This is a genomic window from Zoogloea sp. GDB6, assembly GCF_056724105.1.
Genome location: NZ_CM161497.1, coordinates 488,723 through 514,255 on the forward strand (window position 1 = coordinate 488,723; position 25,533 = coordinate 514,255).

At 63.3% G+C, this 25,533-nt stretch carries 22 protein-coding genes, 1 tRNA gene, 1 pseudogene and 1 riboswitch; of the genes and pseudogenes, 14 read left to right on the top strand and 10 right to left on the bottom strand.

Going from position 1 to position 25,533, the window contains the following annotated elements; all coding sequences use genetic code 11:
- Nucleotides 1-4: 4 nt before the first annotated feature.
- From groL to AC1PQG_RS02260, 7 genes are all read left to right on the top strand, one after another.
- Nucleotides 5-1,654, top strand: coding sequence for a chaperonin GroEL (groL, locus tag AC1PQG_RS02230; protein ID WP_481121051.1), 1,650 nt, complete (start codon nucleotides 5-7; stop codon nucleotides 1,652-1,654).
- A 201-nt stretch (nucleotides 1,655-1,855) separates the two neighbouring features.
- Nucleotides 1,856-2,164, top strand: coding sequence for a DUF485 domain-containing protein (locus AC1PQG_RS02235; RefSeq protein WP_481121052.1), 309 nt, complete (start codon nucleotides 1,856-1,858; stop codon nucleotides 2,162-2,164).
- Nucleotides 2,164-3,909: a cation acetate symporter gene (locus AC1PQG_RS02240; protein WP_481121053.1), complete on the top strand. Its 1,746-nt coding sequence runs from the start codon at nucleotides 2,164-2,166 to the stop codon at nucleotides 3,907-3,909. The genes AC1PQG_RS02235 and AC1PQG_RS02240 overlap by 1 nt, the downstream gene beginning before the upstream one ends.
- Before the next feature lie 400 nt (nucleotides 3,910-4,309).
- Entirely contained in the window at nucleotides 4,310-4,984 is a 675-nt protein-coding gene (locus tag AC1PQG_RS02245; protein WP_481121054.1) for a response regulator transcription factor, read from the top strand.
- On the top strand, nucleotides 4,971-6,482 hold the full coding sequence (locus tag AC1PQG_RS02250) for a sensor histidine kinase (protein WP_481121055.1): 1,512 nt from the start codon (nucleotides 4,971-4,973) through the stop codon (nucleotides 6,480-6,482). The genes AC1PQG_RS02245 and AC1PQG_RS02250 overlap by 14 nt, the downstream gene beginning before the upstream one ends.
- Nucleotides 6,483-6,547: 65 nt before the next feature.
- Nucleotides 6,548-6,623 (top strand) — tRNA-Phe (locus tag AC1PQG_RS02255).
- A 190-nt stretch (nucleotides 6,624-6,813) separates the two neighbouring features.
- Entirely contained in the window at nucleotides 6,814-8,055 is a 1,242-nt protein-coding gene (locus AC1PQG_RS02260; RefSeq protein ID WP_481121056.1) for an AAA family ATPase, read from the top strand.
- Between the two features lie 144 nt (nucleotides 8,056-8,199).
- Here the strand turns inward: AC1PQG_RS02260 and AC1PQG_RS02265 are convergent, their stop codons facing one another.
- Nucleotides 8,200-8,547 carry a hypothetical protein gene (locus AC1PQG_RS02265; protein ID WP_481121057.1) on the bottom strand — a complete coding sequence of 116 codons (348 nt, stop codon included), beginning with the start codon at nucleotides 8,545-8,547 and terminating at the stop codon, nucleotides 8,200-8,202.
- A gap of 653 nt (nucleotides 8,548-9,200) precedes the next feature.
- Nucleotides 9,201-9,289, top strand: a riboswitch (cyclic di-GMP riboswitch).
- Nucleotides 9,290-9,374: 85 nt separating this feature from the next.
- Between AC1PQG_RS02265 and AC1PQG_RS02270 the strand changes: the two genes are divergently transcribed.
- The 7 genes and pseudogenes from AC1PQG_RS02270 (at nucleotide 9,375) to AC1PQG_RS02300 (ending at nucleotide 17,698) form a co-directional block, all read left to right on the top strand.
- Nucleotides 9,375-9,503: a lecithin retinol acyltransferase family protein gene (locus AC1PQG_RS02270; RefSeq protein ID WP_481122957.1), complete on the top strand. Its 129-nt coding sequence runs from the start codon at nucleotides 9,375-9,377 to the stop codon at nucleotides 9,501-9,503.
- A 408-nt stretch (nucleotides 9,504-9,911) separates the two neighbouring features.
- Nucleotides 9,912-12,383 (top strand): dynamin family protein, encoded by a 2,472-nt coding sequence (locus AC1PQG_RS02275; protein ID WP_481121058.1) that lies wholly within the window; start codon nucleotides 9,912-9,914, stop codon nucleotides 12,381-12,383.
- A gap of 30 nt (nucleotides 12,384-12,413) precedes the next feature.
- Nucleotides 12,414-13,238: a hypothetical protein gene (locus AC1PQG_RS02280; RefSeq protein WP_481121059.1), complete on the top strand. Its 825-nt coding sequence runs from the start codon at nucleotides 12,414-12,416 to the stop codon at nucleotides 13,236-13,238.
- A complete protein-coding gene (locus tag AC1PQG_RS02285) occupies nucleotides 13,235-15,046 on the top strand; it encodes a dynamin family protein (RefSeq protein ID WP_481121060.1) in 1,812 nt (603 codons plus the stop codon). Before AC1PQG_RS02280 ends, AC1PQG_RS02285 begins: the two co-directional genes overlap by 4 nt.
- Nucleotides 15,043-15,642 (top strand): annotated as a pseudogene (locus AC1PQG_RS02290) (dynamin family protein); the annotation flags it as partial. The gene AC1PQG_RS02285 and the pseudogene AC1PQG_RS02290, both read left to right, overlap by 4 nt.
- A 1,355-nt stretch (nucleotides 15,643-16,997) precedes the next feature.
- Nucleotides 16,998-17,348, top strand: a complete 351-nt coding sequence (locus tag AC1PQG_RS02295; protein WP_481121061.1) for a hypothetical protein — start codon at nucleotides 16,998-17,000, stop codon at nucleotides 17,346-17,348.
- A 29-nt stretch (nucleotides 17,349-17,377) separates the two neighbouring features.
- A complete protein-coding gene (locus AC1PQG_RS02300) occupies nucleotides 17,378-17,698 on the top strand; it encodes a hypothetical protein (protein ID WP_481121062.1) in 321 nt (106 codons plus the stop codon).
- Nucleotides 17,699-17,824: 126 nt separating this feature from the next.
- Here AC1PQG_RS02300 and AC1PQG_RS02305 read toward each other — a convergent pair whose 3' ends face one another.
- The 9 genes from AC1PQG_RS02305 to AC1PQG_RS02345 all read right to left on the bottom strand — a co-directional run bounded on the left by AC1PQG_RS02305 (nucleotide 17,825) and on the right by AC1PQG_RS02345 (nucleotide 25,391).
- The gene (locus tag AC1PQG_RS02305; protein ID WP_481121063.1) at nucleotides 17,825-18,172 is read right to left on the bottom strand and encodes a hypothetical protein; all 348 of its coding nucleotides are present in this window, start codon (nucleotides 18,170-18,172) and stop codon (nucleotides 17,825-17,827) included.
- A gap of 751 nt (nucleotides 18,173-18,923) precedes the next feature.
- On the bottom strand, nucleotides 18,924-20,132 hold the full coding sequence (locus AC1PQG_RS02310) for a tyrosine-type recombinase/integrase (protein ID WP_481121064.1): 1,209 nt from the start codon (nucleotides 20,130-20,132) through the stop codon (nucleotides 18,924-18,926).
- A gap of 380 nt (nucleotides 20,133-20,512) precedes the next feature.
- A complete protein-coding gene (locus AC1PQG_RS02315) occupies nucleotides 20,513-20,887 on the bottom strand; it encodes a hypothetical protein (protein ID WP_481121065.1) in 375 nt (124 codons plus the stop codon).
- 2 nt (nucleotides 20,888-20,889) lie between these two features.
- Nucleotides 20,890-21,168: a hypothetical protein gene (locus AC1PQG_RS02320; RefSeq protein ID WP_481121066.1), complete on the bottom strand. Its 279-nt coding sequence runs from the start codon at nucleotides 21,166-21,168 to the stop codon at nucleotides 20,890-20,892.
- A 118-nt stretch (nucleotides 21,169-21,286) separates the two neighbouring features.
- Nucleotides 21,287-21,694, bottom strand: coding sequence for a hypothetical protein (locus tag AC1PQG_RS02325; protein WP_481121067.1), 408 nt, complete (start codon nucleotides 21,692-21,694; stop codon nucleotides 21,287-21,289).
- The gene (locus AC1PQG_RS02330) at nucleotides 21,678-22,262 is read right to left on the bottom strand and encodes a hypothetical protein (RefSeq protein ID WP_481121068.1); all 585 of its coding nucleotides are present in this window, start codon (nucleotides 22,260-22,262) and stop codon (nucleotides 21,678-21,680) included. Before AC1PQG_RS02330 ends, AC1PQG_RS02325 begins: the two co-directional genes overlap by 17 nt.
- 87 nt (nucleotides 22,263-22,349) lie before the next feature.
- Nucleotides 22,350-22,496 carry a hypothetical protein gene (locus AC1PQG_RS02335; RefSeq protein ID WP_481121069.1) on the bottom strand — a complete coding sequence of 49 codons (147 nt, stop codon included), beginning with the start codon at nucleotides 22,494-22,496 and terminating at the stop codon, nucleotides 22,350-22,352.
- Nucleotides 22,497-23,388: 892 nt separating this feature from the next.
- Nucleotides 23,389-23,964: a hypothetical protein gene (locus AC1PQG_RS02340; RefSeq protein ID WP_481121070.1), complete on the bottom strand. Its 576-nt coding sequence runs from the start codon at nucleotides 23,962-23,964 to the stop codon at nucleotides 23,389-23,391.
- A gap of 53 nt (nucleotides 23,965-24,017) precedes the next feature.
- Entirely contained in the window at nucleotides 24,018-25,391 is a 1,374-nt protein-coding gene (locus AC1PQG_RS02345) for a primase-helicase family protein (RefSeq protein WP_481121071.1), read from the bottom strand.
- Nucleotides 25,392-25,533: the final 142 nt, after the last annotated feature.

A 25,533-nucleotide genomic window follows, 5' to 3' on the forward strand; every position in this document is an offset into this window, starting at 1 on the left:
CTAAATGGCAGCTAAAGAAGTCAAGTTTGGCGATTCCGCTCGCGCCCGCATGGTTGAAGGCATCAACGTCCTGGCCGACGCGGTCAAGGTGACCCTGGGCCCCAAGGGCCGCAACGTGGTGCTCGAGCGCTCCTTCGGCGCCCCGACCGTGACCAAGGACGGTGTGTCCGTGGCCAAGGAAATCGAGCTGAAGGACAAGTTTGCCAACATGGGCGCCCAGATGGTCAAGGAAGTCGCTTCCAAGACCTCCGACATCGCTGGTGACGGCACCACCACCGCCACCGTGCTGGCCCAGTCCATCGTCCGCGAAGGCATGAAGTTCGTTGCCGCCGGCATGAACCCGATGGACCTGAAGCGCGGCATCGACAAGGCTGTCGTCGCTACCCTGGAAGAGCTGAAGAAGCTGTCCAAGCCCTGCTCGACCAACAAGGAAATCGCCCAGGTCGGTTCCATCTCCGCCAACTCCGATTCCTCCATCGGCGACATCATCGCCAACGCGATGGAAAAGGTCGGCAAGGAAGGCGTCATCACCGTTGAAGACGGCAAGAGCCTGAACAACGAACTCGACGTCGTCGAAGGTATGCAGTTCGACCGCGGCTACCTGTCCCCCTACTTCATCAACAACCCGGACAAGCAGGTTGCCATCCTGGACAACCCCTTCGTCCTGCTGTTCGACAAGAAGATCTCCAACATCCGCGACCTGCTGCCGGTTCTCGAGCAAGTCGCCAAGGCTGGCCGTCCGCTGCTGATCATCGCTGAAGACGTCGATGGCGAAGCCCTGGCCACCCTGGTGGTGAACAACATCCGCGGCATCCTGAAGACCTGTGCCGTCAAGGCTCCGGGCTTCGGCGACCGTCGCAAGGCCATGCTGGAAGACATCGCCGTGCTGACCGGCGGCCAGGTGATCGCCGAAGAAGTCGGCCTGACCCTTGAAAAGGCCACGCTGGACGACCTCGGCCAGGCCAAGCGTATCGAAGTGGGCAAGGAAAACACCACCCTCATCGACGGCGCCGGCGTTGCCGAGCGCATCGAAGCCCGCGTCAAGCAGATCCGCGTGCAGATCGAGGAAGCCACTTCCGACTACGACCGTGAAAAGCTGCAAGAGCGCGTGGCCAAGCTGGCCGGCGGTGTTGCCGTGATCAAGGTTGGCGCTGCCACCGAAGTCGAAATGAAGGAAAAGAAGGCTCGCGTGGAAGACGCGCTGCACGCCACCCGCGCTGCCGTTGAAGAAGGCATCGTCCCCGGCGGCGGCGTCGCGCTGCTGCGTGCCCGCGCCAATCTGGCCGGCCTGAAGGGCGACAACCACGACCAGGACGCCGGCATCAAGATCGTGCTGCGCGCCATGGAACAGCCCCTGCGTGAAATCGTCGCCAACGCCGGCGCCGAAGCTTCCGTGGTGGTGAACAAGGTTACCGAAGGCTCCGGCAACTTCGGCTACAACGCCGCCACCGATGTGTACGGCGACATGGTCGAAATGGGCGTTCTGGATCCCACCAAGGTGACCCGTACCGCGCTGCAGAACGCCGCCTCCGTGGCCGGCCTGATGCTGACCACCGACTGCATGGTTGCCGAACTGGCTGAAGACAAGCCGGCCGGCGGCATGCCCGACATGGGCGGCATGGGTGGTATGGGCGGCATGGGCATGGGCATGTAATTCCCGCCCGGCTCCCAAAGCCTTGGAAAACCCCGCTTCGGCGGGGTTTTCTGCTTTCTGGGGGCCTCTTGTTCTTTATTAAGGACTTTTATCGGTTCATAGAATACGTAAGTTCGCAGTAAGGGAGGCCCGGTACCTTGACATCACCCTGAGAGGAATCCTGTGGTTCCTCGGCAAAGGTTAATTGGAGAGGAGGAAAAAATGAGAGACGAACTCGGCGACCGCATCCGGGCAAATCCCAAATACCAGGAGCTGGTTTCGAAACGCAACGCCTACGGGTGGGTTATGACGGCCATGATGATGATCGTGTATTACGGATACATCATGCTGGTGGCCTTCGACAAGGAATTTCTGGCGCAGAAGACCGGCGCTGGCGTGACCTCGCTCGGGATTCCCATTGGCCTGGGAGTCATCTTTTTCACCATCATCATTACCGGCATTTATATCCGCCGGGCCAACACCGAGTTTGACGATCTGAAGGCTCAGGTTATCAAGGAGGCCACCAAGTGATGCGCGTTTCCAAACTTTTCCTCGGCCTGCTGGCCGTCGTGGCTTCCGGTGCTGCGTTGGCGGCTGGTGCCGATCTGGGCCAGGCTGAGAAGCAGGCCACCAACTGGACTGCGATCATCATGTTCGGCGTGTTCGTCGCCTTCACGATGTTCATCACCAAGTGGGCGGCCGGCAAGACCAAGTCGGCTGCCGACTTCTACACCGCCGGCGGTGGCATCACCGGCTTCCAGAATGGCCTGGCGATCGCCGGCGACTACATGTCCGCCGCGTCCTTCCTGGGTATTTCCGCCGCTGTGATGGCCAATGGCTATGACGGCCTGATCTATGCGATCGGCTTCCTGGTCGGCTGGCCGGTGATCACCTTCCTGATGGCCGAGCGCCTGCGTAACCTCGGCAAGTTCACCTTTGCCGACGTGGCCGGCTACCGCTTCCAGCAAGCTCCGATCCGCGCCTTCGCGGCATCCGGCACGCTGGTCGTCGTGGCCTTCTACCTCATCGCTCAGATGGTCGGTGCCGGTCAGCTGATCAAGCTGCTGTTCGGTCTCGAATACTGGATCGCGGTGGTCGTGGTTGGCGCGCTGATGATGGTCTACGTGCTGTTCGGCGGCATGACGGCCACCACCTGGGTGCAGATCATCAAGGCCTGCCTGCTGCTCGCCGGTGCCTCCTTCATGGCCTTCATGGTGCTGGTCAAGTTCGGTTTCAGCCCCGAGGCGATGTTCGCCAAGGCGGTCGAGATCAAGACCGCGCTGGCCGCCAAGGATGCCAAGCTGATCGAGGAGGCTGCCGCCAAGGGCGTGGATATCGCTGTGGCTGCCGCCAAGAAGGGCGACTCCATCATGGGGCCGGGCACCTTCGTGAAGGACCCGATCTCCGCCATCTCCTTCGGTATGGCCCTGATGTTCGGTACCGCTGGTCTGCCCCACATCCTGATGCGCTTCTTCACCGTGCCGGATGCCAAGGAAGCCCGTAAGTCCGTGGGTTGGGCGACCGTCTGGATCGGCTACTTCTACATCCTGACCTTCATCATCGGCTTCGGTGCGATCACCTTCGTGCTGACCAATCCGGAGTTCCTGGATGCCAAGGGCGCGCTGAAGGGCGGCGGCAACATGGCGGCAATCCACCTGGCCAACGCGGTTGGCGGCAACATCTTCCTCGGCTTCATCTCCGCGGTTGCCTTTGCCACCATCCTGGCCGTGGTTGCGGGTCTGACCCTGTCCGGCGCTTCCGCCGTGTCCCACGACCTGTATGCCACCGTGTTCAAGAACGGCAACGCGGATTCCGCCGCCGAACTGCGTGTATCCCGTATCACCACTGTTGTTCTGGGCATCATCGCCGTCGTGCTTGGCATTGCCTTCGAGAAGCAGAACATCGCCTTCATGGTGTCACTGGCCTTCGCCATCGCGGCTTCCGCCAACTTCCCGGTGCTCTTCATGAGCGTGCTGTGGAAGGATTGCACCACCAAGGGCGCGGTGATCGGCGGTTTCCTCGGCCTGATCAGTGCCGTCTTGATGACCGTGTTGTCCGACTCCGTGTGGGTGGCTGTGCTGGGCAACCCGAAGGGATCTGCTCCGTTCCCCTACACCTCGCCGGCCCTGTTCTCCATGACCATCGGCTTCGTCGGTATCTGGATCTTCTCGCTGCTCGACCGCAGCCCGAATGCCCAGAAGGAGCGCGAAGACTTCGCCGCCCAGCTGATCCGTTCCGAAACCGGTATCGGTGCCGCGGCTGCTTCCAGCCACTAAGCTGTTTCCCCGCCGGGCGAAAGCCCGGTGGTCGTTCGCTAACCCCGGTGGGCCGAAAGGCCGCCGGGGTTTTAATTTGCATGGTCGGCCAGGGCATGCCGGAATGGGGCAAGGAGCCCTGTGCTAGACTCGGACGGATTCGTTTTGGGCGTGTGGCAGCGCAGTCTTCGGCCGGAAGGTGGCTGAGACCGGTGGCGCGGTGCGTCAGGGGTGGCCGGAAGCGGCCAGGCTGGGAAAAAGACGGCGGGGGACAGAGCCGTCGGGCGGCCCGATCCCCCGAGGCGTGGTCCAGGCGAAAGCCGGGCCCGTGCCCCCAAGACCGAGTAAAAGGAGAACAGCGAGGCGAATATGCAATGGCCTGCTTACTTCAAACTTACACCTCAGTTTCACCGGGAGTGCCATGCGGATTCTGTTGGCTGAAGACGACCTGATCATTGCCGACGGCCTGTGCCGTGCGCTCAAGAAGGCCGGCTACGCGGTGGACCATGTTGCTAACGGCGCAGAGGCGGATACGGCCTTGCTCGGCCAGACTTTCGATCTGCTGATCCTCGACCTGGGGCTGCCCAAGCTGTCGGGCATCGAGGTGTTGCGCCGACTACGTGCGCGCAAATCGGTGCTGCCGGTGTTGATCCTGACTGCCCAGGATGGCGTCGAGGATCGCGTGCGGGGGCTGGATGCCGGGGCGGACGATTACCTGACCAAGCCTTTCGCGTTGCCGGAGCTCGAGGCCCGGGTGCGGGCGCTGACCCGTCGCGGCACCGGCCAGGCCCGATGCATCGAATACGCGCGTCTCGTCTATGACCAGGCGGACCGGGTCGTCAAGATCGACGGCCAGGTGGTGGAACTGTCGGCCCGGGAGGTGGGCTTGCTGGAGGTGCTGTTGCTGCGTGCCGGCCGCCTGGTCAGCAAGGAGCAACTGGTCGACCACCTGTGCGGCTGGGGCGAGGAGGTGTCGAACAACGCGATCGAGGTGTATGTGCACCGCCTGCGCAAGAAACTCGAGCAGAGCGGCGTGCAGATCGTCACCGTGCGTGGCCTGGGGTACTGCCTGGAAAAGCCGGATGTGGTCGCCTAGATGGCGCAAGGTGGCGGAGGAAGCGTCCTCTGCAGACGGCAAGGCCTTCAATTCGCTGTTTGGCGAGATCCTCGACTGGATGCTCGCGCCCCTGCTGTTCCTTTGGCCGATTTCCATCATCGTCACCCACAACGTCGCCAACAGCATTGCCAATCAGCCCTATGATCAGGCGCTGGCGGTCAACGTGCGGGCCATCGCCCGGCTCGTCAAGCTGGAAAACGGCCAGGCGAAGGTCAATTTTCCGGCGCCGGCACGCCTGATCCTGCGGGCCGATGAGGATGACACCGTCTATTACCAGGTGATCGGCTTCAAGGGCGAGCTGCTTGCTGGCGACAAGGAAATTCCCAATCTCAGCCCACCGGACAACGTCGTGCCGGATCTGGTCATGTATCGGGATGAGACCATCGCCGGCGAGGAAGTCCGCGTCGCCTATCAGTTCCTGCGCCCCATCGACAGCATGCCCAATCGGCTGGTGCTGCTGCAGGTGGCGGAGACGCGCAACAAGCGCAGCACCCTTGCATCGCGGGTGGTGACCGGGGTCTTGCTGCCCCAGTTCGCGATCATCCCGATTGCCGTGATCCTCGTCTGGCTGGGTCTGTCCCGCGGCATCGCGCCGCTCAACCAGCTGCAGCGCCTGATCCGCCGCCGCCGCCCGTCGGATCTGTCGCCGATCTCGGTGTCGGGCGTGCCGGAGGAGGTGCGTCCACTGATCGTCGCCTTCAACGAGATGATGGCGCGTCTTGAGGAGAACCTACAGGCTCAGCAGCGCTTCATCGCCGATGCCGCCCACCAGATGCGCACGCCGCTGACCGGCCTGCGCATGCAGACCGATCTGGCCCTGATGGAAACCGACCCGCAGCAGATCCACCGCTCGCTGCTGCATATCTCCCAGAGCGCAGAGCGCGCCAGCCATCTGATCAACCAGCTCCTTTCCCTGGCCCGCGCCGAGGCCAGTTACGAAAAAATCTATGCTGTCGAACGGGTGGATCTCGAGGCGCTGCTGCGCAACATGCTCAGCGACTTTGTGCCGCGTGCACGCCAGAAGAACATCGATTTCGGCCTCGAAACCACCGACGAGCCCTTGGTCATCGATGGCAACCCTGTGCTGCTTGGGGAACTGCTGAAGAACCTGATCGACAATGCCATCAAGTACACGCCGGATGGCGGTTGCGTCACGGTGCGCACGATCGCCACCGAGCGCGCCATCGTCGAGGTCGAGGATACCGGCATCGGTGTGCCCGAGGCCGACCGGGAGCGGGTCTTCGAGCGCTTTTACCGCGTACTCGGTAGCGCCGAGAGTGGCTCGGGCCTCGGCTTGCCAATCGTGCGTGAAATTGCCGAGTTGCACCGCGCCAAAGTCAGCCTGATTCCCAACCCGTCCGGCAAGGGCACCATCGCCCAAGTGGTTTTCCCGCGCAGTCGCTCGGCTTTCGAAGAGGAGTTGGCGGAGCGCCCGGCCTTGCCGCGGGTGGCTTCGGAACACTTTCCTCCGGGCTGATTAAAATAAAAACAGAAAGTGCTTGACGAGTGCCGAACCGCTTCCTATAATGCGCTCTCTTTCGGGGCCAGTTAGCTCAGTTGGTAGAGCAGCGGATTGAAAATCCGCGTGTCCGTGGTTCGATTCCGCGACTGGCCACCAAAAAATTCAAGTAAAAACGCCGATCCATGTGGTCGGCGTTTTTGCGTTCAGCGCGGGGGAAACTCCGCGGGCCGGGGCATCGCCGGTTTCGCGACGACCGAGACGACGTGCCAGAGGCGAGCGCGTTGCAGATGTTCTGATTCCAGTCGAGTATATTGTCAGCCTTCATATTCCCAGCTTTCGTAACGCGATGCTCACTCCGAATAATGTCTTCACTCCGGGCCAACTGCCGATCCTGCCTACTAACGTGTACGCGGCCCGAGGAGAGGCAGAGAAGGATTTCCAGAAAACCCTGAGCAGAGGGATGATCCCGGTCGTTTACGGAGAATATGGAGTTGGTAAAACATCCATGGCCCGCTTCGTACTTCGTGACGAAGACAGCCAAGGCCGCCTCGTTAATATTAAGAGCGTTGCGGGTAAGTCACTCGATGAAATTTTCAGTTCTTGCCTAGAGGCGCTTGGCTACGCCGTCACCACGAAACGAGTGGTGGGCAGTACGAACTCTGCTGTGCACGAACAGTCAGGTCAGGCTGAAGCAACTTCTGGATTTTTCAAGGCTGTAGTTGCATCTAAACGAACGAAGACAGCAACCTCGACCCAGCAGGAAGAGCAGCAGTTTGTTGTGACCTCGCCCACCGATTCAAAATTGATTGAACTTTGCGAAGCTGAGGGAATAGTCCTGTTGCTCGACGAGTTGCATCAAGCTTCGCCAAGCTTTTCGCAAGATCTTGCAAAATTTTTAAAGAGTTACGGTAACGCTAACTGTAAAAAGTTCCGTATCGTGCTTCTCGGCACATCATCCGATGCAAGCCGTTTAGTTTCGTCCGATCCCGGTATTGACCGCCTTCTCCAAGAGATTCATTTGAAGGCGATGACCGAAAGTGAGGCGGAGTTTGTTGTTTCTAAAGGGATGGGAGATCTTGCGATCAAAATATCCCAATCCGTGGCAGGGAAACTTGTACGAACTTGCGTAGGTTCTCCCAGCATCCTCCAGTATCTTGCACTTGAAGCTGCTGAAGCAGCATTTGAACGCAGTCCTCGAGAAGTTTCGATGGCTGATGTCGATGCTGCACTTAATACCTTTGTCGGAAAAAAAGTTGCTCGGCTAAACCGAGCGTACCTTGCAGCCATCGAAAGTACTGGAGATTTGCGTTATCGCAAGCAGATTTTACGGGCGATGGCCGAGTGTGAAGACGAGTATGTGACGATGGAGATGCTTCGCACACGCGTCAGTGCGTATTTGGGCAAGGATGTGGCGAGCTCCACCCTTTCCGGTCCCTTGAGAGACTTGAAGGAGCCGCGCTACGGAGAAGTGCTAAAGGATGTCGAACGTGCGGATGGTGTAGATCGTCTCGCAAACTACACCACGTTCAAGGATCCGGCGCTTAAAGCGTTTATTCGCCTGCAAGTATTACGCGAAAGCGAATGTTAAGGTTAGGCGATAAGTGTAGAGAAGTGGACTGTTCCCCCTTGGCTGCCGTAGGCATCTAACGCGCCGACGCTTACCTGTCTGTCGAGGGCTGGAGCGCCAGACCAGAACCCCGAACGGCCACGATGTCGTTCGGAGTTTTTGCTGTCAGGAGATGGTCAAGGGCGTGTCACTGCCCGGCTCCGTCAGGATGACGACACGCGCACGTCCCGGGGCGGACCACACCCGCACCAGCCTGTGCGCCCGGAGCAGGCGCAGTGCATCGCCGCAGGCATCCCGCGACAGCGACCACAAGGCCATGTGGCAGCGGGTCACCCTGACGTCTGGCCTGCCCTCGTGCGCGGCGAGCCAGGCGAGAAGGACTGCAACGTGGAGCGCCTTCGAGCGCCCCGCGATCTGGACGACAGCCTGCAGCCAGTCGAAACGGACTGGCCCGGTGGTCGTAGGGGGCGAAGCGTAGGTGCGCATGGAGAGGTCGAGGGGAGGGGCAGACATGGTCAGGTTACCGTTGAGGAAGACAATGTTCTGTTGCCGACAGGGGCGGCCGGCAGCCGCTCCCCCGAGTTGGGGGAAATCCCTGCCGCCTCCCCCTGGCCCGGTCCTGCCTCAATCCTTGGCGATGTTGGGTTCCCCCCTGTTTCCCTCCTTCCCACGATGTTGTCGGTGCCCGGGTGCCGGGGTGCCGGGGGCAGCCTTCGGCAGAAGTCGGGGGAACTGGGGGAAACGGGGAAAGTCGAGGTTGGCCAAGGTCGCGCCGTGATCTGAGCTAGGGGATGCGGTAGGGGAGTAGGGGTGATCCGGCGGGAAAAAACAGACAACGACCCCGAACGGCCGCGAAGCCGTTCGGGGTTCCTGTTCGCTCACCAGCAGTTAGGTCGCCTTGTCCTCGTCATCTTCCTCGTTACCCGCCGCCTGTCGCACTGCCGCGGTGAGCACTGCACCGAGCTTGCCCATCACCCACTTGCGCCCAGCGTCGGCCAAGTACGCGTACCTCTACGTCATCTGGGCTGAGCTGTGCCCGAGCAAATGAGTACGCAGATGCTTCCGAAGCGGGCGAGGTACATTGCTGCAGGTATCCTGCATCGGTTCAAGGCATTTTGGATTGTGTGAATAAAGTCATATCGCGTGGTTTCTATTCCATACAGGATTTACAGCATCGGCAAACGAGGTGAGAGCCTCGGACGCAAAGCCACGGGTCCTAACTGCATTTGCGCAGAAGGATGGTCGGGTTGCACCGCAGTGTTGGTCGTCTGCGGTCTTCTTGATCCTCATGCGCAATGTTCTTGGTGAAGTCCGTGATGTCTTTAACATCAACGTTCTGCATGGGGAATCACATCTCTGGCATTGCTATCGGTTCGCACTTGGTTATCCCTCGAACAGGGTACTGCCATCATCGGATTTATGTCGGTGACGATCGGGTTGTGCATTACTCGGGGTTCTCTGACTTGTGAGTGGTGCATTTACGGTGATCACGCAAGTTCCCAAGTTGATGTTGGTACTGTCGTTGGTGCTTCTGCTGGTTCGTCGGTTACCGGATTAGCTGCGCGAGGAGTTGTAGCTGCCATTGGTGCGGTGTTCGGGCGGTGGTTGCATGTGGTGTCGTGCTGAAGGGCCAAGAGCGGAAATGAAATCTTCATAGGCTGAGTGGTTCTTCCGCCGCTGGCGTGCAGACGCCGTACACATTGGACGCAGGAGATCGTTTATGAATTGGATTCGTTGGGGATGTATGGAGGATGGTCGCGAGAAGTTGACGCGGAGTCGTGTGATGCGATCGAGAGGCGTTCGCCTTTCACTCTCGATGGGAAGAGTTGATGAAACTGCCGGCTCCGGCCGAAACGTGCCTTAGCCGGAGGCTCACGATGGACCACGCAGTCCACCCCGAAAAGGCCCGGCTTGAAGAATTGGTCCGGCAGATCCGCACCCTCATGGGGCAGAACGGTAAGCTGGCGACCTACTTCCGTAATGAACTAGAGTGGCTGGATCGTCGAGAGAGCCTGTGGCGCAACGATGCTTTCCGGGTCGGCTTGCTGGGTGTCACGAGTTCTGGAAAATCGACGCTCGTCAATGCGTTGCTGGAGGCCCGGCTCCTGCCCGACGCAGTACGCCCGAGCTCGAATTGCCTGGTGGTGTGCGAATGGGGCGAGGTGACTGAAGGCGTCGTCTATTTCAAGAACCCCGCCCGCCAGCCGCAGGTATTCCGTGGTGACGCAATCAACGCCGGCCTCGCGGGCTTTGCGGACGAAAAGACCAATCCGGGAAACCGTGAAGGCGTGGAGGAGATCCGCGTCCGTTCCCCGCGTTTTCGGTTTGGGCGCGGTGTGTCGCTTGTTGACACCCCCGGCCTCGACGCCTATGGTCACGACGACCACGAGACGCTCACCCTCGACGTGCTGCTCCCGACGGTGGATGTCGTGCTGTTCCTGACGACCTGCAAGGCGAACTCCGATGCCAAGCTCACGGAGTACGTCTGTCGGGCCCGGGACCACGGCAAGCCAGTGATCGTCGTGCAGAACATGGTCGACAGCGTCGTCGAGCGCCTCGGTGCCCATGGCCAGGTCATTGAAACCCGGAACCAGGTTCTCGAGAAGCACCTGCGCCGAGTGCTGTCCGTCTTGAAGCGGGCGGGCGTCGACGCGGTCTCGGTGAGCCAGGTGTCGGCCCATTGGGCCCTTCAGAGACGGCTGCCCGAATCGGGGCTGCTCCAGCTGGTGGCCGGGGTGCGCGAGCAGCTCGAGGCGCTCGTTCCGGTGATCGTCGCCGGTCGCTTCGCCCAGGTGCGCCGCTGGCTCGCCACGGTCGTCCAGGACGCGGGGGCGGAGGATCCCGTCGAGTTGGAGCGGCGCCATCGTGCCGACCTGGCCCGGATCGAGCGCCAGATGGGCGATATCGAGGCGTGCTATGGTCGTTTCGACGAGGCGCTGCAGGCAGTTCTGCGTGCGGCGGTGTGCGAGGGCGAGGCCTTGCGCGGCAAGGCAGCGAGCCTCAAGAAGCGCGACGTGGACCCCGCCTATGCGTTGAAGACCGAGGTCGAGAAGTGGCTTCGGGCCTCGCCGGCCGCCCTTATCGAGCTTAACCGGCGCTTCGCGGCGGCCGTCGCGCAGGACTGCGAATCCCTGAATCTGCGTCGCGAAGACATCGAGCTTGGACGGATGCCTGCACGCGCGAACCCTGGGTTGCAGTTCGAGACCACCGAGACACCCCACAAGCGTCGGGTCGAGCAGTCCGGCGCCTGGGGCTGGATAAAGCGCAAAGCAGATTTTTTCAATAATAACTGGGGCGTCGATGAGTATTACGAGCACCGGACCGAGATTGCCGACCTCAAGGGCTTCCAAGCGCGCGTGACGGCCGCGACGCAGCGGGAGGAAGACCAGGTCGCGGCCTACTCGGAGCAGGCGCAGCAGCGCACCCGGGACGTGCGCCAGCAGTTCCGTGCCGAGCTCGCGCGCCAGCAGGCAGCGATCAGGACGAAGATGACGGCCGCAGCCGACATCGCCCAGCGCAATGCGGTGGCCCGGGAGCTGGCCGCCCTGCTGCTGGATCCGTCGGTTTCCAGCGAAGCCGCCGCCACGGGGCCGACCGTGGCGGCGGCCCTCCATCTCGCCGAGGATCTGTGCGAGACGGAAGTCGAGGCGACGGTTGTCGGGCTGGCACACCTTGCCGCGCTGCTTGCAAGGCGACGGTTCCTCGACCTGCGTGATCGGCTGCTCGACCGCATTCGCGCCGAGGCCGCGGGGGAGGTGCGTGTGCTGATCCTCGGTTTCGACCGTGACAGTCTGGACGATTTCCTGCGCAGGTTCTGGTTCGACCTGCTCGAGCCTGTGGGAGGTGCCGGGGCTGGCTTCGCGTCCCTCCAAATCGGCCGGGACGGCTTCGATGAACTTGGCGTCGTCTGCCTGGACGGCCCCGATCTGGCCTCCCGGCGTGCCATGGCGCAGTTCATGGCAGCGCCCTGCGTGCTGTTCGCCCTGGTCAACATCCAGCAGATCGGCTCCAGCGAAAGCCTCCTGCACCGCAGCGGGATTGTCCTCGGCGGCCAGGCCACTTCCACCGTCGTGGTGGTGCAGTCGATCCGCGAACTGGAGAATTCGAGCACGATCGCCGACGCGCTGAACGAGCTGCGCCGGATCATCGCGCGCAGCGGCGGGATGCCGGCGGGGGTGATCGTCAATGACGAGGAACTCTTCCATTCGACCCTAGCCGGTTGGCTGCTCGGTACCGCCGGGCAGTTGCGGACCGTGGTGGATGAAACCGAACTCCTGGCCTCGATCCCGCCGCGCGCCCGCAAGGCGGCAAACGAAATCCTCCGCAACTGGAAGGCGCTCGCCGCCTGACGGCCGACCTTCCCCTTCGAAGAAAGACCCATGATCAACCGAACCCGAGTCACCGTAGACGAGGCGACGCGTGAAGTGCTGGATCAGCTCAGCACCGAGCTCGCGAGGGCGCCATCCTGGACCCAGCAATTGAGCGACGACCTCCAGCAAGCGTTCGTCGAGACCTTCAGCGATGCACAGGCCGCGCAGGCGCGCGCCCTGGAGCCCATTGCCGCCTCCGGCTGCGCGCTTCAGGCCCAGCTCGGCCGGCAGGCCGACTTGCTTGGCGGCGTTGAGGCGAGGCTGCAGGCGCTAGACGGGCGGCTGGACGGATTCGAGCGTCTGCTGGCCGAGGTCCGCGCCACGCAGGCACGCCTCCTAGCCGACGCGGGGGCGACCCGCGACGAGGTGCTCCGCCAGGAGGCCACGCTGGAGGCGGCACGGAGCGACCTGGCCGCGCGAACCGAGGCACTCCAGGCCGAATCGAGCGGCCAAGTCGAGCGCCTGGCCGCGGTGCGCGCGGCGATCGGGGTGCTTGACGAGCGCCTCGCCCAGCAGGCCCCGTCCGTCGATCGCCTCGTCCAGGAGGTTGCCCGCCTCGCCGAGCTGAGTGCGCAGGGTGGCGTGCAGGCCACGGAGCAGCGGCGCGAGTTGGACGCGCTGAGGCGCGATCACCAGGCCATGGCCAGCCGGCAGGACGCAGCCCAGGACGCCCTGGCCGGCCTGCTGAAGGATGCCGTTGCGATGCTGCAGGACGTCGGGCAGCGGCAGGCGACCCAGCACGAGGCGCTGCAGCAGCTTGCCCAGGGCCTCGACAGCCTGAACCGGCCGTGGTGGCGCCGTCTCTTCCTTTCCTCGCGGAGCGCGAAGTCATGAATGAAAACAAGGAAGCGATGCTCGCCGTGCTGGCTAATGCCAGGCTGGCAGAACTGGGCGAGCGCTACGAAGCGCACGCCGCTGATCGCCCGGGCGTGACGGCACGCCTGCAGGCCTACCAGCATCAATTGGGCGCGGACCGCTTCGTCCTGCCGATCGCCGGTATCCAGGGCAGCGGCAAGAGCACACTGCTCAATGCGCTCGCCTTCGACGAGCCGGTCCTGCCGATCGACGCGGACGAGACCACCTGCGTCCCGGTGGAGATCCGCTGGGCCGCCAGCCCGACGCCCAGCGCGATCGTGCACTACGGCGACGGGCGTACTGAAACGCTGCCGCGCACCGAGGAGGCGCTGCGCTCGGTTGTCCACAACGAGAACAATCCGGGCAACGAGAAGGGCGTGGTCCGCGTGGTGCTGGAGTCGGACCGGGAAATGTTCCGCCACGGTCTCGTGCTGGTGGATCTGCCAGGCGTGGGGAGCATCACGACCGCCAACGCGGCCACCACCCAGCGCTACCTCGAGGAGGCGGTTGGCGTGATCTTCATGATCCGCACTGTGCCGCCGTTGACGCGCTCCGAGGCGACCTTCGTGGGGCTGCACTGGGCTGCGCTGCGGACCGCGATCTTCGTCCAGAACCGCTGGTACGACGAGACTGACGAAGAGGCGCAGGCCGGGTGTGAGCACAACGCCAAGGTGCTGCAGGGCATCGCAGAGCAGGCAAGGATCGGGCTGAAGGCGCCGCCGATGATCCGCGTCGTGAATGGCTACGAGGCGCTGCGTGCCGCGCTCACCCGCGACGAGGGACTGGCGGCGCTGTCCGGCCTCGCCGCCCTGCGCGGCGAACTCGAGCGCCTGGGGGCCGACTGGAGCGATCGTGTCGCGACGGATGTGCGCGTGGCGCTGGCGGCCGAACTCGACGGGCTTGAGGATGTTGTCGCGCGGCGCCTCGAGGAAGCCGCGCTGGATCGCAGTGGGCACGCCGAGCGGATCCGGAACGAGGCGTCGATGTTTGCCGAGCGCCTGCGGGACCTGGACGCGAGGGCTGCGCGGATGCGTGAGGATGCGAATGCGTTCCGCCAGGCGGTGCGCAAGCGTCTTCAGATGTGGAGCAACGACAAGGGCGCTGAACTGCGCAACCGCATGCGCACCAAGATGCGCGCTGGCATCGTCGATGGCTCGCGGCTCGAGCGGGCCCTGGTCGACGAGCAGTCGGTGATGACCGACGACATCTTCGTCGAGGTTCAGGAGGATGCGCTGGCCCTGCAAGATAACCTGCGCATGGAGCTGGAGGGGCTGGATGCCTGGGACGCCGCTGCGCCGGCACTGCGGTTTACGGTGCACAAGGAAGAAAACACCAAGTGGGAAAACCTGGTCCGGCCCATCGGCTCGGCGGGCGGAGGCGTGGGTGGCGCGCTTGCCGGCTTCGCCGTCGGTGGCCCCATCGGCGCCATCATCGGGGGGCTCCTCGGGAGCCTAGCCGGGGGATGGCTTGGCAACAAGTCAAAGGAATACGTCAATGAGCAGCGTATCAACGCAGTCGAGGGCGAGGTGAACGCGGCCATCGACCGTTACATCCACGAGACGGCGAAAGTGCTCAACGGGGTGGCAGACGCCTTCTGCCGCCGCCTGGGCGAACTGCTGGAGGCTTGGCGTGCGTCGTGCATGGCAGGCTTCGAGGCCGAGCAGCAGGCGTCCGCCACGGTGATGAATGCGTCGGCGGACGAGAAGGCCCGTCTCGCCGAGGAATGCGCCGCACATCTCGAAGAGGTGAAGTCCCTGCGCAGCCGGATTGGCGAGGTGGCGGCATGAACGACCGGATAAGTACGTGGGAGGAGGGCGCTGCCCGCCTCGTCGAGCTTTTCGAGGGGGCGGGCGACGAGGCGCGTGCGACGCTTGCCAGCCTGCTCCGACAGCGGCTCGTGTTTCCGCAGGCCTACGTCACGGTGGTCGGAGAAACGAGTTCGGGCAAGTCGACCCTCGTCAATGCCTTGCTCGCGCAGCCTGCGCTGCCGGTTAGCGCCCGTCCGACGACGGGGATCGTCACTCATGTCGCCTGCCGGGAAGAGCCCGAGGCGCGCTTTCTCGCAATCTATCGCGATGCGACGCAGGAGAGCGTCACGTTCGAGCGCTTCTCCGAGCTGAGCCTGGAGCCTGGCGACGACCTGCTGCGCCTGCAGGTGCGGGCACAACCCGCGCTGCCCAAGCACGTCGGCCTGCATGTGTTCGACACCCCGGGCTACAACGCGGTGCTCAGCCGCCACGAGGAAGTGCTGATGAGCTTCCTGCCGCAAAGCGACGTCATCGTGTTCGTCGTGGGCTATCGCACCGGTTTCGGCCAGACCGACCAGGACCTCTTCGAGGCCGTCGAGTCCGCAACCCGCCACGACCGGGACATCCCGCTGCTGCTGGTCGTGAATCGGGCGCCGCCGGGCCGCGCTGAAGACGATCGTCGGATCGCCGAGATCAAGCGCCTGGCCGAGGACGGGGTGAGGCGGCCGATGCCGCTGCAGATTGTGTCGTCCGCTAATAGGCCCGCGGAAGGGGGGGCGCAGCAGCGCGGGGCAGTCGTTGCCACAAACCTGTGGACCCAGGTGTACAGCCTGGCCTTCGATCCGACCCGCCTCGACGCGGTGCGGCGAAAGCTCGAGCAGGCGTTGGTGAAACTATTGGACGATGCGGACGCCGCGGCCGAGAGACGCGAGGCCGAACTCATGGCGAGCGCCCTGGGGCGGGCCGCCATCGCGGAGAAGATCGATGTGGCGCGGCGCGCGCTGAGTGAGTCATTGCAGGAGATCGATGCCACGATGTCGCGGCTGGAGACGGCATTGCCAGTCCTCATCGTTCGCATGACCGAGGCGGTATCCCGCAAACTGTCCAGCGAGATCGGCTCTTCGGGCAAGTGGCTCGGTCACGTCGATTGCGCGGAATGGATCGCGGGGCACTGCCTGCCCCATGAAGTGCGGGGCGTCGGGCGCGCGATCGAGGAGCATCTCGCAACCGAACTCGATGCACTCAACCGGCGCCTTGAGGAGATCGCCAACACCGCGATTGCCGAACTGGACCAGGGCGTGGCGCTGCGCGGCGAGGATCCGGTAGCGGTCTTCACGAAGAATCTCGTGTCGATGTTGGGACAACGTCTGGCAGGTAACGCGGTCGGCTCCCTGCTCCGTGGCCTGGGCGGCGTCGGCGGCGCCGCGGCCGGCGCGGGCAATCTCGCGAAGATGGCGGTGTCGCGCGCCGGGCAGCTGTTCGGGAAGCAGTTCGGCCGGGAGGTGTATAACCAGATCGGCCGTGTGTTCTCGAAGAAGATGCTCGAACGGCTGAATGTCGTCGTGCTGGTGCTGGTCGAGGTCGTGAGCTTCGTTTACGAGGCCAACGTCTGGCAGAAGCAGTTGACGCAGCGCGGCGACGATGCGCTCGACGAGTGGTGCCGGACGGTCACGCAGGAACTGCTCGAGAACCAGATTCCGGCGCTCCGGGAGGCGAATTACCGCATCGTCCAGGATCTCTACGACGTCGAGCTTACCGCGACGGACGTGGTCGATGCGGACCGCGACGCCCACCTCGACGACGTCCGGCTGCGCCGTCGCTACCTTGCCGAATTGCGCGCCGAACTTGTGGCTGCTTCTTTGACTTGAATGGATAGGATGAAAACATGAGTAAGGATCCTCTGGACCTGCCGGTCCGCCGCTCCCCGAACCCCGTCGCGCAACCGGGGCACGCATTTCCCGCTCGTCGCTCCCGCCTCTCCGAAAAGCAGATGGACACTCTGGTCGAGAGTGGCGCCAGGACGATGGAGGGCGTTGTGTCGATCGCGAACGGCCTCGTCGAGATCGCCCAGATCCGCGCCCAGTCGAACGCCGAGGTGGCCGGCATCGAGGCGCGCAGCGACGCGATGGCCAAGGTGATGCGGGCCGAGGTCGAAAGACTGATGGCGGAGAGGAAGAACATCCGCACGCGCGGCGAGGCGGCGGCGCTCGTCATCGAGCAGGTTATGAAGGGCATTCCCGAGGCGGATGGCGACGCGCGTCGGCAGGCGCTCAGCATCCTGCCCCAGCTCGTGCGCGACGTCGTCGCGCCCGACGAGGGGCAGGCCGGGCCCCGGACGTGACTCCCGAGTTTGTTCGTCTGGCGGCGTCCTTGGTCGAATTGCTGAAGGCGCAGGAGCTTGAGAAGGCGGTCGCGCTTGCCTGTAGCGCACGCCAGCTTGCGCGTGCTCAGGACCTCCAGGGCCGTCAGATGGGCGTCCATGAGGCGACGCTGGGCCTCGTGGAGGCGCGGCGGATGCGCGAGCAGTTGCTGCGGCAGGCCGACATGCAGCCGCAGCCCAACCGCGCCTACGCCCGCGAGCAACTGGAGCGAATCTGCCGCGAGCTGTTCGACCCGCAGATCGCCGCATTGCAGACTAGGAAGCGGGCGCTCTCCCGAGCGCGCCGCGGAGACTTACAGCCGGGTTCTTGACATTTTCTGCTGTTCGACCGAAGCCTTGCCTGCGTGCTGGTAGACCTTCTGCGGTGCGCGATCACCGTCACCGCCAAGAGGCTAAGAGGATTTGGACTGCGTGGTTTTCGGTAGGAAGGGCATTCGTTAACGGATGATCAGGGGCTTATCGCTGCCTGGCTCCGTAAGGATGACGACACGGGCACGTCCTGGCGCCGACCAGACCAGCACCAGCCTGTGCGCCCGGAGCAGACGCAGGGCATCGCCGCAGGCGTCACGCGACAGCGACCACAAGGCCATGTGGCTGCGAGTCACCCTGACGTCTGGCCTTCCCTGGCGTGCCGCAAGCCAAGCGAGAAGGACGGCGACGTACAGCGCCTTCGAGCGCCCCGAGATCTGGGCTACTGCCTGCAGCCAGTCGAAGCGGACTGGCCCGGTGGTCGTAGGGGGCGAAGCGTAGGTGCGCACGGAGAGGTCGAGGGGAGGGGCAGACATGGTCAGGTTACCGTTGAGGAAGACAATGTTCTGTTGCCGACAGGGGCGGCCGGCAGCCGCTCCCCGGGGATTGGGGAGGCGGTTGCTGACCGCCGGCAGCTGGTAGCAGCCTCGCACTGCGGTGTGGGGAAACTGGGGTAAGCAGGGAAAGTGCAGGCGTGCCAAGGCGTGGCGGGCGCAGGAACTAGGGAAACGGTTGGGGAGGGGCGTCGGTCCGGTGGGGGAGGAAGCGCCGCGGTTCCGAGACCTCGGGCGCGATGCCGTCGTAGGGGGCAAAGCAAGGGGACCGGGCCGACGTGTCGTGCAACTCGCCAGTTCGGTGTCTCCCGCCTCGGTTAGCCTGCTTGCCCCGTTCAGGTGATCCGACCCCAAGCACTCCTGTCGGATCGCCCTTGTCGGGCGTTCTACGCGCTGCTAGGGCGGATGGCAGCCACTCCTCAAGCTGGGGGAAATCCCCGCCGCCTCCCCCAGGCCGGATCGTGCCTCGATCCTTGGCGATGTTGGGGGCCCCCAGTTCCCCTACTTCCCACGATGTCGTCGGTGCCCGGATGCAAGGAGGCTGTCGGTGGTAGCCTTCAGCAGAGGTCGGTGGGACTGGGGTAAACGAGGAAAGTCCAGGTGGCCAAGGCTGTACCTTGACCTGACCTAGGGGAATCCGTAGGGTAGTAGAGGTGACCCGGCGGGGAAAAAAACAGACAACGACCCCGAACGGCCGCGAAGCCGTTCGGGGTTCCTGTTAACTCACCAGTGGTCAGGCCGCCTTGTCCTCGTCACCCACCGCCTGCCGCACGGCCGCGGTGACCACCGCGCCGACCTTGCTGACCACCCGCTTGCGCCCGGCGTCGGCCAGGTGAGCGTAGCGCTGAGTCATCTGTGCCGAGCTGTGCCCGAGCAGGTCCTGCACTTCGTACAGGGTCGCCCCCGCATTGACCGCCAAGCTGGCAAAACTGTGCCTCAGATCATGGATCCGCAGGTGCTCGACCCCGGCGGCGGCCAGCACCCGGCAGAAGGCCTTGCGCGGGTTGTTGAGCGGCTTGTCGCCGAAGCGTCCCGGGAAGACCCACGGCGAGGTGCCGAGGCTGGGCTGGGCGGTGAGCAGCGCCTTGGCCTTGTCTGACAGGGCGATGTAGCGCCCACGGCCGTTCTTGGTTTTCGGCAGCCACCACTGACCGCCTTGCAGATCCACGTGCTCCCAGCGTGCCTGCAGGACTTCCTCGCGGCGCGCGCCGGAGTACAGGGCCAGCTTCAGCGCCGACACGGCGGTCTGGTTCGGCTCCGCCTCCATCGCCGCGAAGAGGCGGCCGATCTCGTCGGGGGTGAGGAAGCGCTGGCGCTGGTTCTCCTCGCGGAACGTGCGGATGCCGGTGGCCGGGTTGCGGTCCACCCGGCCCCACTCCAGCGCCTTGCGGAACGTGGCCGAGATCAGGGCGAGATGGCGGTTGGCGGTGCCGGTGCTGTGGCTCTGGCGCATCGCCGCATGGTGCATCTGCACGTCGCGCGTGGTGATGTCGCACAGGCGCAGCTTGCCCCACTTGGGCTCGAGGTGAAGCCGGAACTTCGACTCGTCGTCGTGGGCGGAGCCGGGCTTGGCCTGGTAGGCGTAGGGCAGGTACTCCTGGCGCACGAACTCGCTGAACGTCGGCATGGCCTTCACGCGGTCGCGGTCTTCCAGCGGATCCCCACCGCGATCGACGATGGCGCGCATCTCCAGCGCGAGCCGGCGGGCTTCGGCCACGTCGATGGCCGGGAAGGTGCCCAGCGGCGCGTAGCGCTTGCGCCCGCCGACGGTCTGGTAGCGGAAGGCGAAGCGCTTGCTGCTGACGTTGGTGCCGACGATCATCTTGAGTCCGGCGACGGTCATGTCGGAGTACTCCGCCGAGCTCGACGCGGCATTCGGATCGTGTGCGAGCAGGGCGGCGATGTTGCGGTTGGTGAAGGGGAACTTGCGCTTCTGGGTCATGGTTGGCCTCATCGAAGACAGAAAAAAGAAAGCCGCGCCCGGCAGGGAGCCGGGGGCGGCTGGTCGAGGCGGGGGCGTGACGCCGAACCCGCTATGGGTCTGTTCGCAAGTCGTCCTTTGCGCGCAAAGTTGGATCGCGGACTGGTGCCGGTGAGGGGGAGTCGAGAGGAGATGGGCGCCAACGCTTCTGGCAGGAAAGCTCCGCGCCGTTGAAATCCGCGTGTCCGTCGGAAGTGCGGTGACGCTGACGTACCGGAGTCCTGCGCAGTTGCTAGCGATGCCTCAAGGACGAGGTGCGTCCGAGGCTTGGGTCGGACGGCCTCCCGGTCGATTGCCGGCTTTGGGGGTGGAGCTCGGCGTCGGGGACGCTGCCGAGGGGGTTACGGAAAGATCGCCAGCACGGCGAGGTCGGCGAATTGGTGGCGCAGCGTGTCGGAAAGATCGACCTCGACGGCATCCGTGACACCCCGTCGGACCAGAGCCAGCCGAGTAGCAAGCTCGTTGCCGGTCAGCAGCCATTGGGTCGTCCCGTCGATCTCTGCGGTCAGCAGACGCACAGGCGGCGCGTTGGGGAAGCCGTGCCGGGCCAAGGTCTGGATCAGCGCCTGCCGCTCAGCCTCCAGCCGAGGCAGCTTCGCGTCGAACTCCAGGATGCCGGCGCGCTCCTCGAAGGCTTCACGACGGTTGCTGTCCAGTTGCTGGACGAGGCGGGCGACCCCAGCGTCGCGGGGGATGGGGTGGTTCGTGGCGGTCATGGTCAGTACTCGCTGGGCAGCAAGAAGGTCGTCACCGATCGGTCGGCCTCGGTGAGCAGCCAGATCGTCTGATCTCCCACGCAGTAGCTGGACAGGATGCGTCCGCCGTTGCTGAGGGCGGCCTCGTTGGCTTGTGCATCGTTGGCCGAAACCTGGCCCCAGTCACCGGACAGGTGTTTCGCCAAGAGTCGGACGGGGGCGACGTTGTGCTCGCGCAGTAGGGCGTCCGCACCGGCTGTGGCGACCACGTCGCCGAAGGGAAAGCGGAAGGAAGACAACATTGCGAACTCCGAAAGTAAAACGCCCAAAGCGGGAAGGCTTTGGGCGTCGGGGGAAAGTGGGGAAAGTGGGAAAGTGGGGAAAAGCGGCGCGGTCCTTAGGGGCGCAAGCGCCACCGGGCTAGACCTGGGCTGACTCGGTGACGGCATACTCCGCACACAGCGCCAAGAGGCGCGTCTCGATGCCGCCTTGCTGGCGGGGCACGAAGAGGATCACGCCGAAGTCGCCGTCGCTGGGAACGACGACTACCTCGTACCAGTGTGCGTGCCGGCCGAAGTACTCGGCCACGGGCTGGAAGTCCGGGTGACCGTACTCGATGCCCGTTACCGGGCTCCGCAGTAGCGGGGCTCCGATGGCAGTCTCGACGGCAGCGGTGCTGTCGCCAGGCTCCATCACCACGACAAAGCCCTGCGCGTCCGGATCGTAGATTTCCTCCTGGCACAGGTCGGCCAGCCGATGGGCGATCAGCTCACGTAGCTGGCCGTCGGCCACTTGAGCGATGTCGGTCTCGTTACGGATGGTCAGCATGCTCGGCCTCCCCGTCCGGGTCGGGTGTCGGTGCCGGTGCGCTGCTGGCGCGCTTGCCCTTCTTCGCCGGCTTGCCGCTGTCAGATGCCACGCTGGGGGTGGGCGGAGCGGTCTGACCTTCGGCAGGCGCTGTTGGCGGGAAGAGAGTCGGCTCACCGTCGCGAGCAAGCATCGTGTTGGCCCAGGCCGTCCAGTCGCCTGCACGTACGAGCTTGTGCTTCATGTCCTTGGCTGGCGCCATCAGGCCGGCGTGGACGAGCGCCGCGGCCATGAACGGGGCGTTGTTGTTGCTGCGACCAACGAAGGCCAGTCGGAGTACCTTCGAGCCGAAGGGCTCACCTGCGGGTACCTCGGCCAGGGCCGTGTCGATGTCAGTGAGGCTGACCACCTCACGGTTCCAGTTGCCGCCGCCACGGTTGGCGGTGATGGTCAGGAAGATCTGACTGCGGTCGAGGTTGGCGAAGACGGCGTAGTGGATTGCCGAGTTGCCGCTCAGGGTCGGCGCCTCGGCCTCAAATAGGCGAAGAAAGTTCGTCTGCGGTGAGAGGCTGGTGGTGGGATGAGTCATGGGGGCGCTCCAGAAAAGACGACGCCCCCGACGGCACTTGGCCGTAGGGGGCTTGAAAGGTTTGGGGGGCGGCTGGCTGAGTGAGGCCTAGTCGATCAACGCGTGGATGTCGATCTTGTGCTGGGCGATGGAGGTCACCACGGCTTCGGCCACGATGGGCACGAGCACGGACACCAGCGGCCCGGCCCCCGGGATGACGGCCAGAGCAACGCGGGAAAGCACAGATGTGAGCATGTCATGGGGTCTCTCTACGGTTTGATGGCTGACGCGCAGCCAGAGAAAAGCCTCGGACACCCTGCGGTGACCGAGGCTAGCTTGACCCTTGCGGATCATAGAAATGACATGTGTCTGAGACGATGGGGTCATACGCCAATGCCCGTTGAGCCTGGGACGGGCGTCGAGTGCGGGGCCGCTTCGGGGGAGATTGGTTGAGTGGCCGCTATGCGGGGTGGACATATCGGACTCGCATTTGATTTCTGGAGGTTCCCAGGGGCGCTCGTCGAGAGAATCCAGCTATGGGACCGATTTAGGAGACGCAGCTACGGAGCGAACGAGGTGAGTGACTGGATGGTGAATACACCAGAGTGTTAATCCTGCCGACTGACAGTTGTCAGCCCCGAACATGCCTGCATGCCTCATCATCGAGAATGGTGACTTCTGCATGCCGACCACGGCGACGGCTTGCCCAGATCAGCCCCGCATTAGATAACCGAGTGAGGCCATCGAGGGTTGCATCTGAGGATAATGAGAATTGGGTAGTTGCCCATTTGCTTAGCGAGACTGTTGGTGATCGGAGGGCGTGGGCGAGTACGTACAGAGCCAGTGCAACGGCTAGTGTCTTGCCCGGCAGCGTTGCAGCACGACATAGAAAGTTGAGGGGAAAGCGGGGGGCTATAGGGCGCCGAAGGATCAGCCTGACGTTGGAGTGCCGAGGGACAAGGTGAGTCATTGCGGTTTCTGTGTGAAATCGACAATTTTGTGTTCTCACGATATCGGGCTGGGAGCCTGATTTCGCCGATTTTCGAAATGTGGCTGATGCCCTGGACGCGGCATCTGCTACGTAGCACTATGAGCGTCCAAGGTATCTTCCTGATCGAGACGGCGCAGTTGTGTAAATTGCTAATATTTACAGGCTTTCAATGAGCCTCAACACAGCATTCTCATAACGCTGCGTTTCAGCCTTACAAACCTCTAACGCTTGACGTGCCTCCGGGCTCCAGAAAACCTCAAGGAGGTTCGTGGGTACGCCATTGAAGATCTGCTGGCGCAGGCGGCCGCCTTCTGCGGGAGTCAGCTGCCAAAGTTGGCCGCAGAAGGTCTCCTCCCAGACAGTTCCCTCGAAAACGTAAGTTTTGGGCCCCCAGCTAAGATTTCCGGTACGCCCTCCCTTCGGGCTGAATGTTCCGACTGGCTCCGTCAAGGGCCACACGCTGATCACGAATTCGGGTGAGTCCGCGTCGTCATTGACATGACTGACTAGGCCTGCCTGAACACATTCGCCGTCGGATTGGAGCACCACGAAGGTACCCGGCGGGCAGGTAGGGGGCGTCGGACGGTTGACGTACTTCGTTGGCTGGAACTGAATCGGCGGCAGCTTGATCGACGCCGTCATCGGGCTCGCCTCGACGATGTAGTTTACGTTGAGAAGGATGGTGTCGAAGTGTGCCTCGACCAAGTTGGTGCTGTTTGTAGTAATGCGCATTGAAAGGCTCCTTGAGGTGGGGCGCGTCTCGTTGGGAGTGCGCGCTGTTGGAATCAAATGCCGTTGGATGTAATGCGGCGTTGGGGCTGCGTTGCGAGCGGCGGAGCGGTCGACGAATCAGCCGTGTTGAGAAAATAGGTGGCTTGGTCGTCCGGGTGGACGTAGGCTTCGCGCACGAGCTCGACTGGAATGTCACCCGCCCAGCTGCTTTGGTTACGAATCGCCCACACGTAATTGCGACCGGAGTGATTCGGGATGAGTCGGTATTGCCCTAGCCGTCGCGCTTTGATTTCACGGAGGAAGTCCTCGACGATGCGCGTGGTGAGTCTGATGCGACCGATGCTGTTGACGTGATCTACCACGTGTTTGACGGTGACCAAATCACAGGTGAAAGGGGGCTCTTCGGCCTCCCAAGCATGGTGCAGGTAGGCTGTCTGAGGATCGCGGCCATTTGCAACGAGTTCGTGGTGGGATGAGGTGACCGGGGCGCGACCGTTAGGGTTGTAGCTGGTCAGATCTCGGTTGAGCAAAAAATGCAGGACATGCCTGCGGCCATCGGCAGTGAACCAGCGCATCAAGTCGGCGTAGTAACTGGTGGCGCGGGGTTGTGCCTGGCTGCGGTGTACAACAAAACGGCGATCAGCCTCGGTCAGCTTCAGCGGGGCGGATGCATTGGCAAAGAGCAGGAAGTGGGCAACATTCACTGCTCGGTAGCGTGGGGCGTGCTTTGGGTTGATGTCCGCGGTTTCGTCTGTGATGTAGTTCTTGATGCGCGCTGCGCTACCTCGTCGCCCGGTATCCTCGAATTCTTCGACAATGACCAGACTTGAGGTTGCAAGCCAATCGTTGAAGTCATTGGCAATCGCTTCCGCGCTGAGGTAGCGGGTGTTGGCTTGGCCGACGAGCGTGGCGGCCATCTTGCCAAGCACGCCTTTACCAATACCCTCAGCCTCGCTAGTCAACAGGATTGCGGTCGCCTGCTTTCGCCCAGGGTGCTGAAGCAGGTGGGCCAGCCAGTCGAGCGTGTGCTTGAGAGTAGTTTCGTCGGCGTCGAACAAGTACTCCATGTGATCGATGAACGGCGAGACGTCGCCCTCCTGGGGTGTGATCTCGTTCGGGCTCCAGCGGTTCAGGTAGCTGGCACCGTCGCGGGTGACGATTCGATCCTCGCCCGGAAAGTAGCCGTAAGCATCGACCTTGGTAATGCCTTGCTCGCTGGCGAAAAGAAAAGCGTGGATGGACCATTCTTCAGGCTGAATGCCGTCGAGGCGTCGGCAGAGTGCTGTCGGCGTCATGGGCAAGCCGGTTCTAAGGTCGGTGACCTGATCCGACTGCGCTACATGGACGTAGCGGCTGGGGTCGAAAGTCGAGGGAGGGGTAGGTGGGATGCTGCTTGCGATCGCACGCCGCTTGAACGAGGGGGGCATTGAAGTTCTCCGTGAATTGAAGAACTCCATTGTCCTACAGAGCGGATGCTCAACTGCCCACGTTCCTGCCCTGCGGACCTAGTGAACGTGGGCAGTTGTGTCAGTCGGGTATGTAAGGGGGGAGTCTTGCTTCGCAGATGTA

Bases quoted from the DNA above. Each gene is read 5' to 3' on its own strand.
- AC1PQG_RS02280 (WP_481121059.1), top strand. From the start codon at position 12,414: ATGATCAACCGAACCCGAGTCACCGTAGACGAGGCGACGCGTGAAGTG.
- AC1PQG_RS02320 (WP_481121066.1), bottom strand. From the start codon at position 21,168: ATGTTGTCTTCCTTCCGCTTTCCCTTCGGCGACGTGGTCGCCACAGCC.
- AC1PQG_RS02295 (WP_481121061.1), top strand. From the start codon at position 16,998: ATGGACACTCTGGTCGAGAGTGGCGCCAGGACGATGGAGGGCGTTGTG.
- AC1PQG_RS02265 (WP_481121057.1), bottom strand. From the start codon at position 8,547: ATGTCTGCCCCTCCCCTCGACCTCTCCATGCGCACCTACGCTTCGCCC.
- AC1PQG_RS02345 (WP_481121071.1), bottom strand. From the start codon at position 25,391: ATGCCCCCCTCGTTCAAGCGGCGTGCGATCGCAAGCAGCATCCCACCT.
- AC1PQG_RS02285 (WP_481121060.1), top strand. From the start codon at position 13,235: ATGAATGAAAACAAGGAAGCGATGCTCGCCGTGCTGGCTAATGCCAGG.
- AC1PQG_RS02335 (WP_481121069.1), bottom strand. From the start codon at position 22,496: ATGCTCACATCTGTGCTTTCCCGCGTTGCTCTGGCCGTCATCCCGGGG.
- groL (WP_481121051.1), top strand. From the start codon at position 5: ATGGCAGCTAAAGAAGTCAAGTTTGGCGATTCCGCTCGCGCCCGCATG.
- AC1PQG_RS02315 (WP_481121065.1), bottom strand. From the start codon at position 20,887: ATGACCGCCACGAACCACCCCATCCCCCGCGACGCTGGGGTCGCCCGC.
- AC1PQG_RS02325 (WP_481121067.1), bottom strand. From the start codon at position 21,694: ATGCTGACCATCCGTAACGAGACCGACATCGCTCAAGTGGCCGACGGC.
- AC1PQG_RS02240 (WP_481121053.1), top strand. From the start codon at position 2,164: ATGCGCGTTTCCAAACTTTTCCTCGGCCTGCTGGCCGTCGTGGCTTCC.
- AC1PQG_RS02275 (WP_481121058.1), top strand. From the start codon at position 9,912: ATGGACCACGCAGTCCACCCCGAAAAGGCCCGGCTTGAAGAATTGGTC.
- AC1PQG_RS02245 (WP_481121054.1), top strand. From the start codon at position 4,310: ATGCGGATTCTGTTGGCTGAAGACGACCTGATCATTGCCGACGGCCTG.
- AC1PQG_RS02340 (WP_481121070.1), bottom strand. From the start codon at position 23,964: ATGCGCATTACTACAAACAGCACCAACTTGGTCGAGGCACACTTCGAC.
- AC1PQG_RS02305 (WP_481121063.1), bottom strand. From the start codon at position 18,172: ATGTCTGCCCCTCCCCTCGACCTCTCCGTGCGCACCTACGCTTCGCCC.
- AC1PQG_RS02260 (WP_481121056.1), top strand. From the start codon at position 6,814: ATGCTCACTCCGAATAATGTCTTCACTCCGGGCCAACTGCCGATCCTG.
- AC1PQG_RS02270 (WP_481122957.1), top strand. From the start codon at position 9,375: ATGGGGAATCACATCTCTGGCATTGCTATCGGTTCGCACTTGGTTATC.
- AC1PQG_RS02250 (WP_481121055.1), top strand. From the start codon at position 4,971: ATGTGGTCGCCTAGATGGCGCAAGGTGGCGGAGGAAGCGTCCTCTGCA.
- AC1PQG_RS02310 (WP_481121064.1), bottom strand. From the start codon at position 20,132: ATGACCCAGAAGCGCAAGTTCCCCTTCACCAACCGCAACATCGCCGCC.
- AC1PQG_RS02235 (WP_481121052.1), top strand. From the start codon at position 1,856: ATGAGAGACGAACTCGGCGACCGCATCCGGGCAAATCCCAAATACCAG.
- AC1PQG_RS02330 (WP_481121068.1), bottom strand. From the start codon at position 22,262: ATGACTCATCCCACCACCAGCCTCTCACCGCAGACGAACTTTCTTCGC.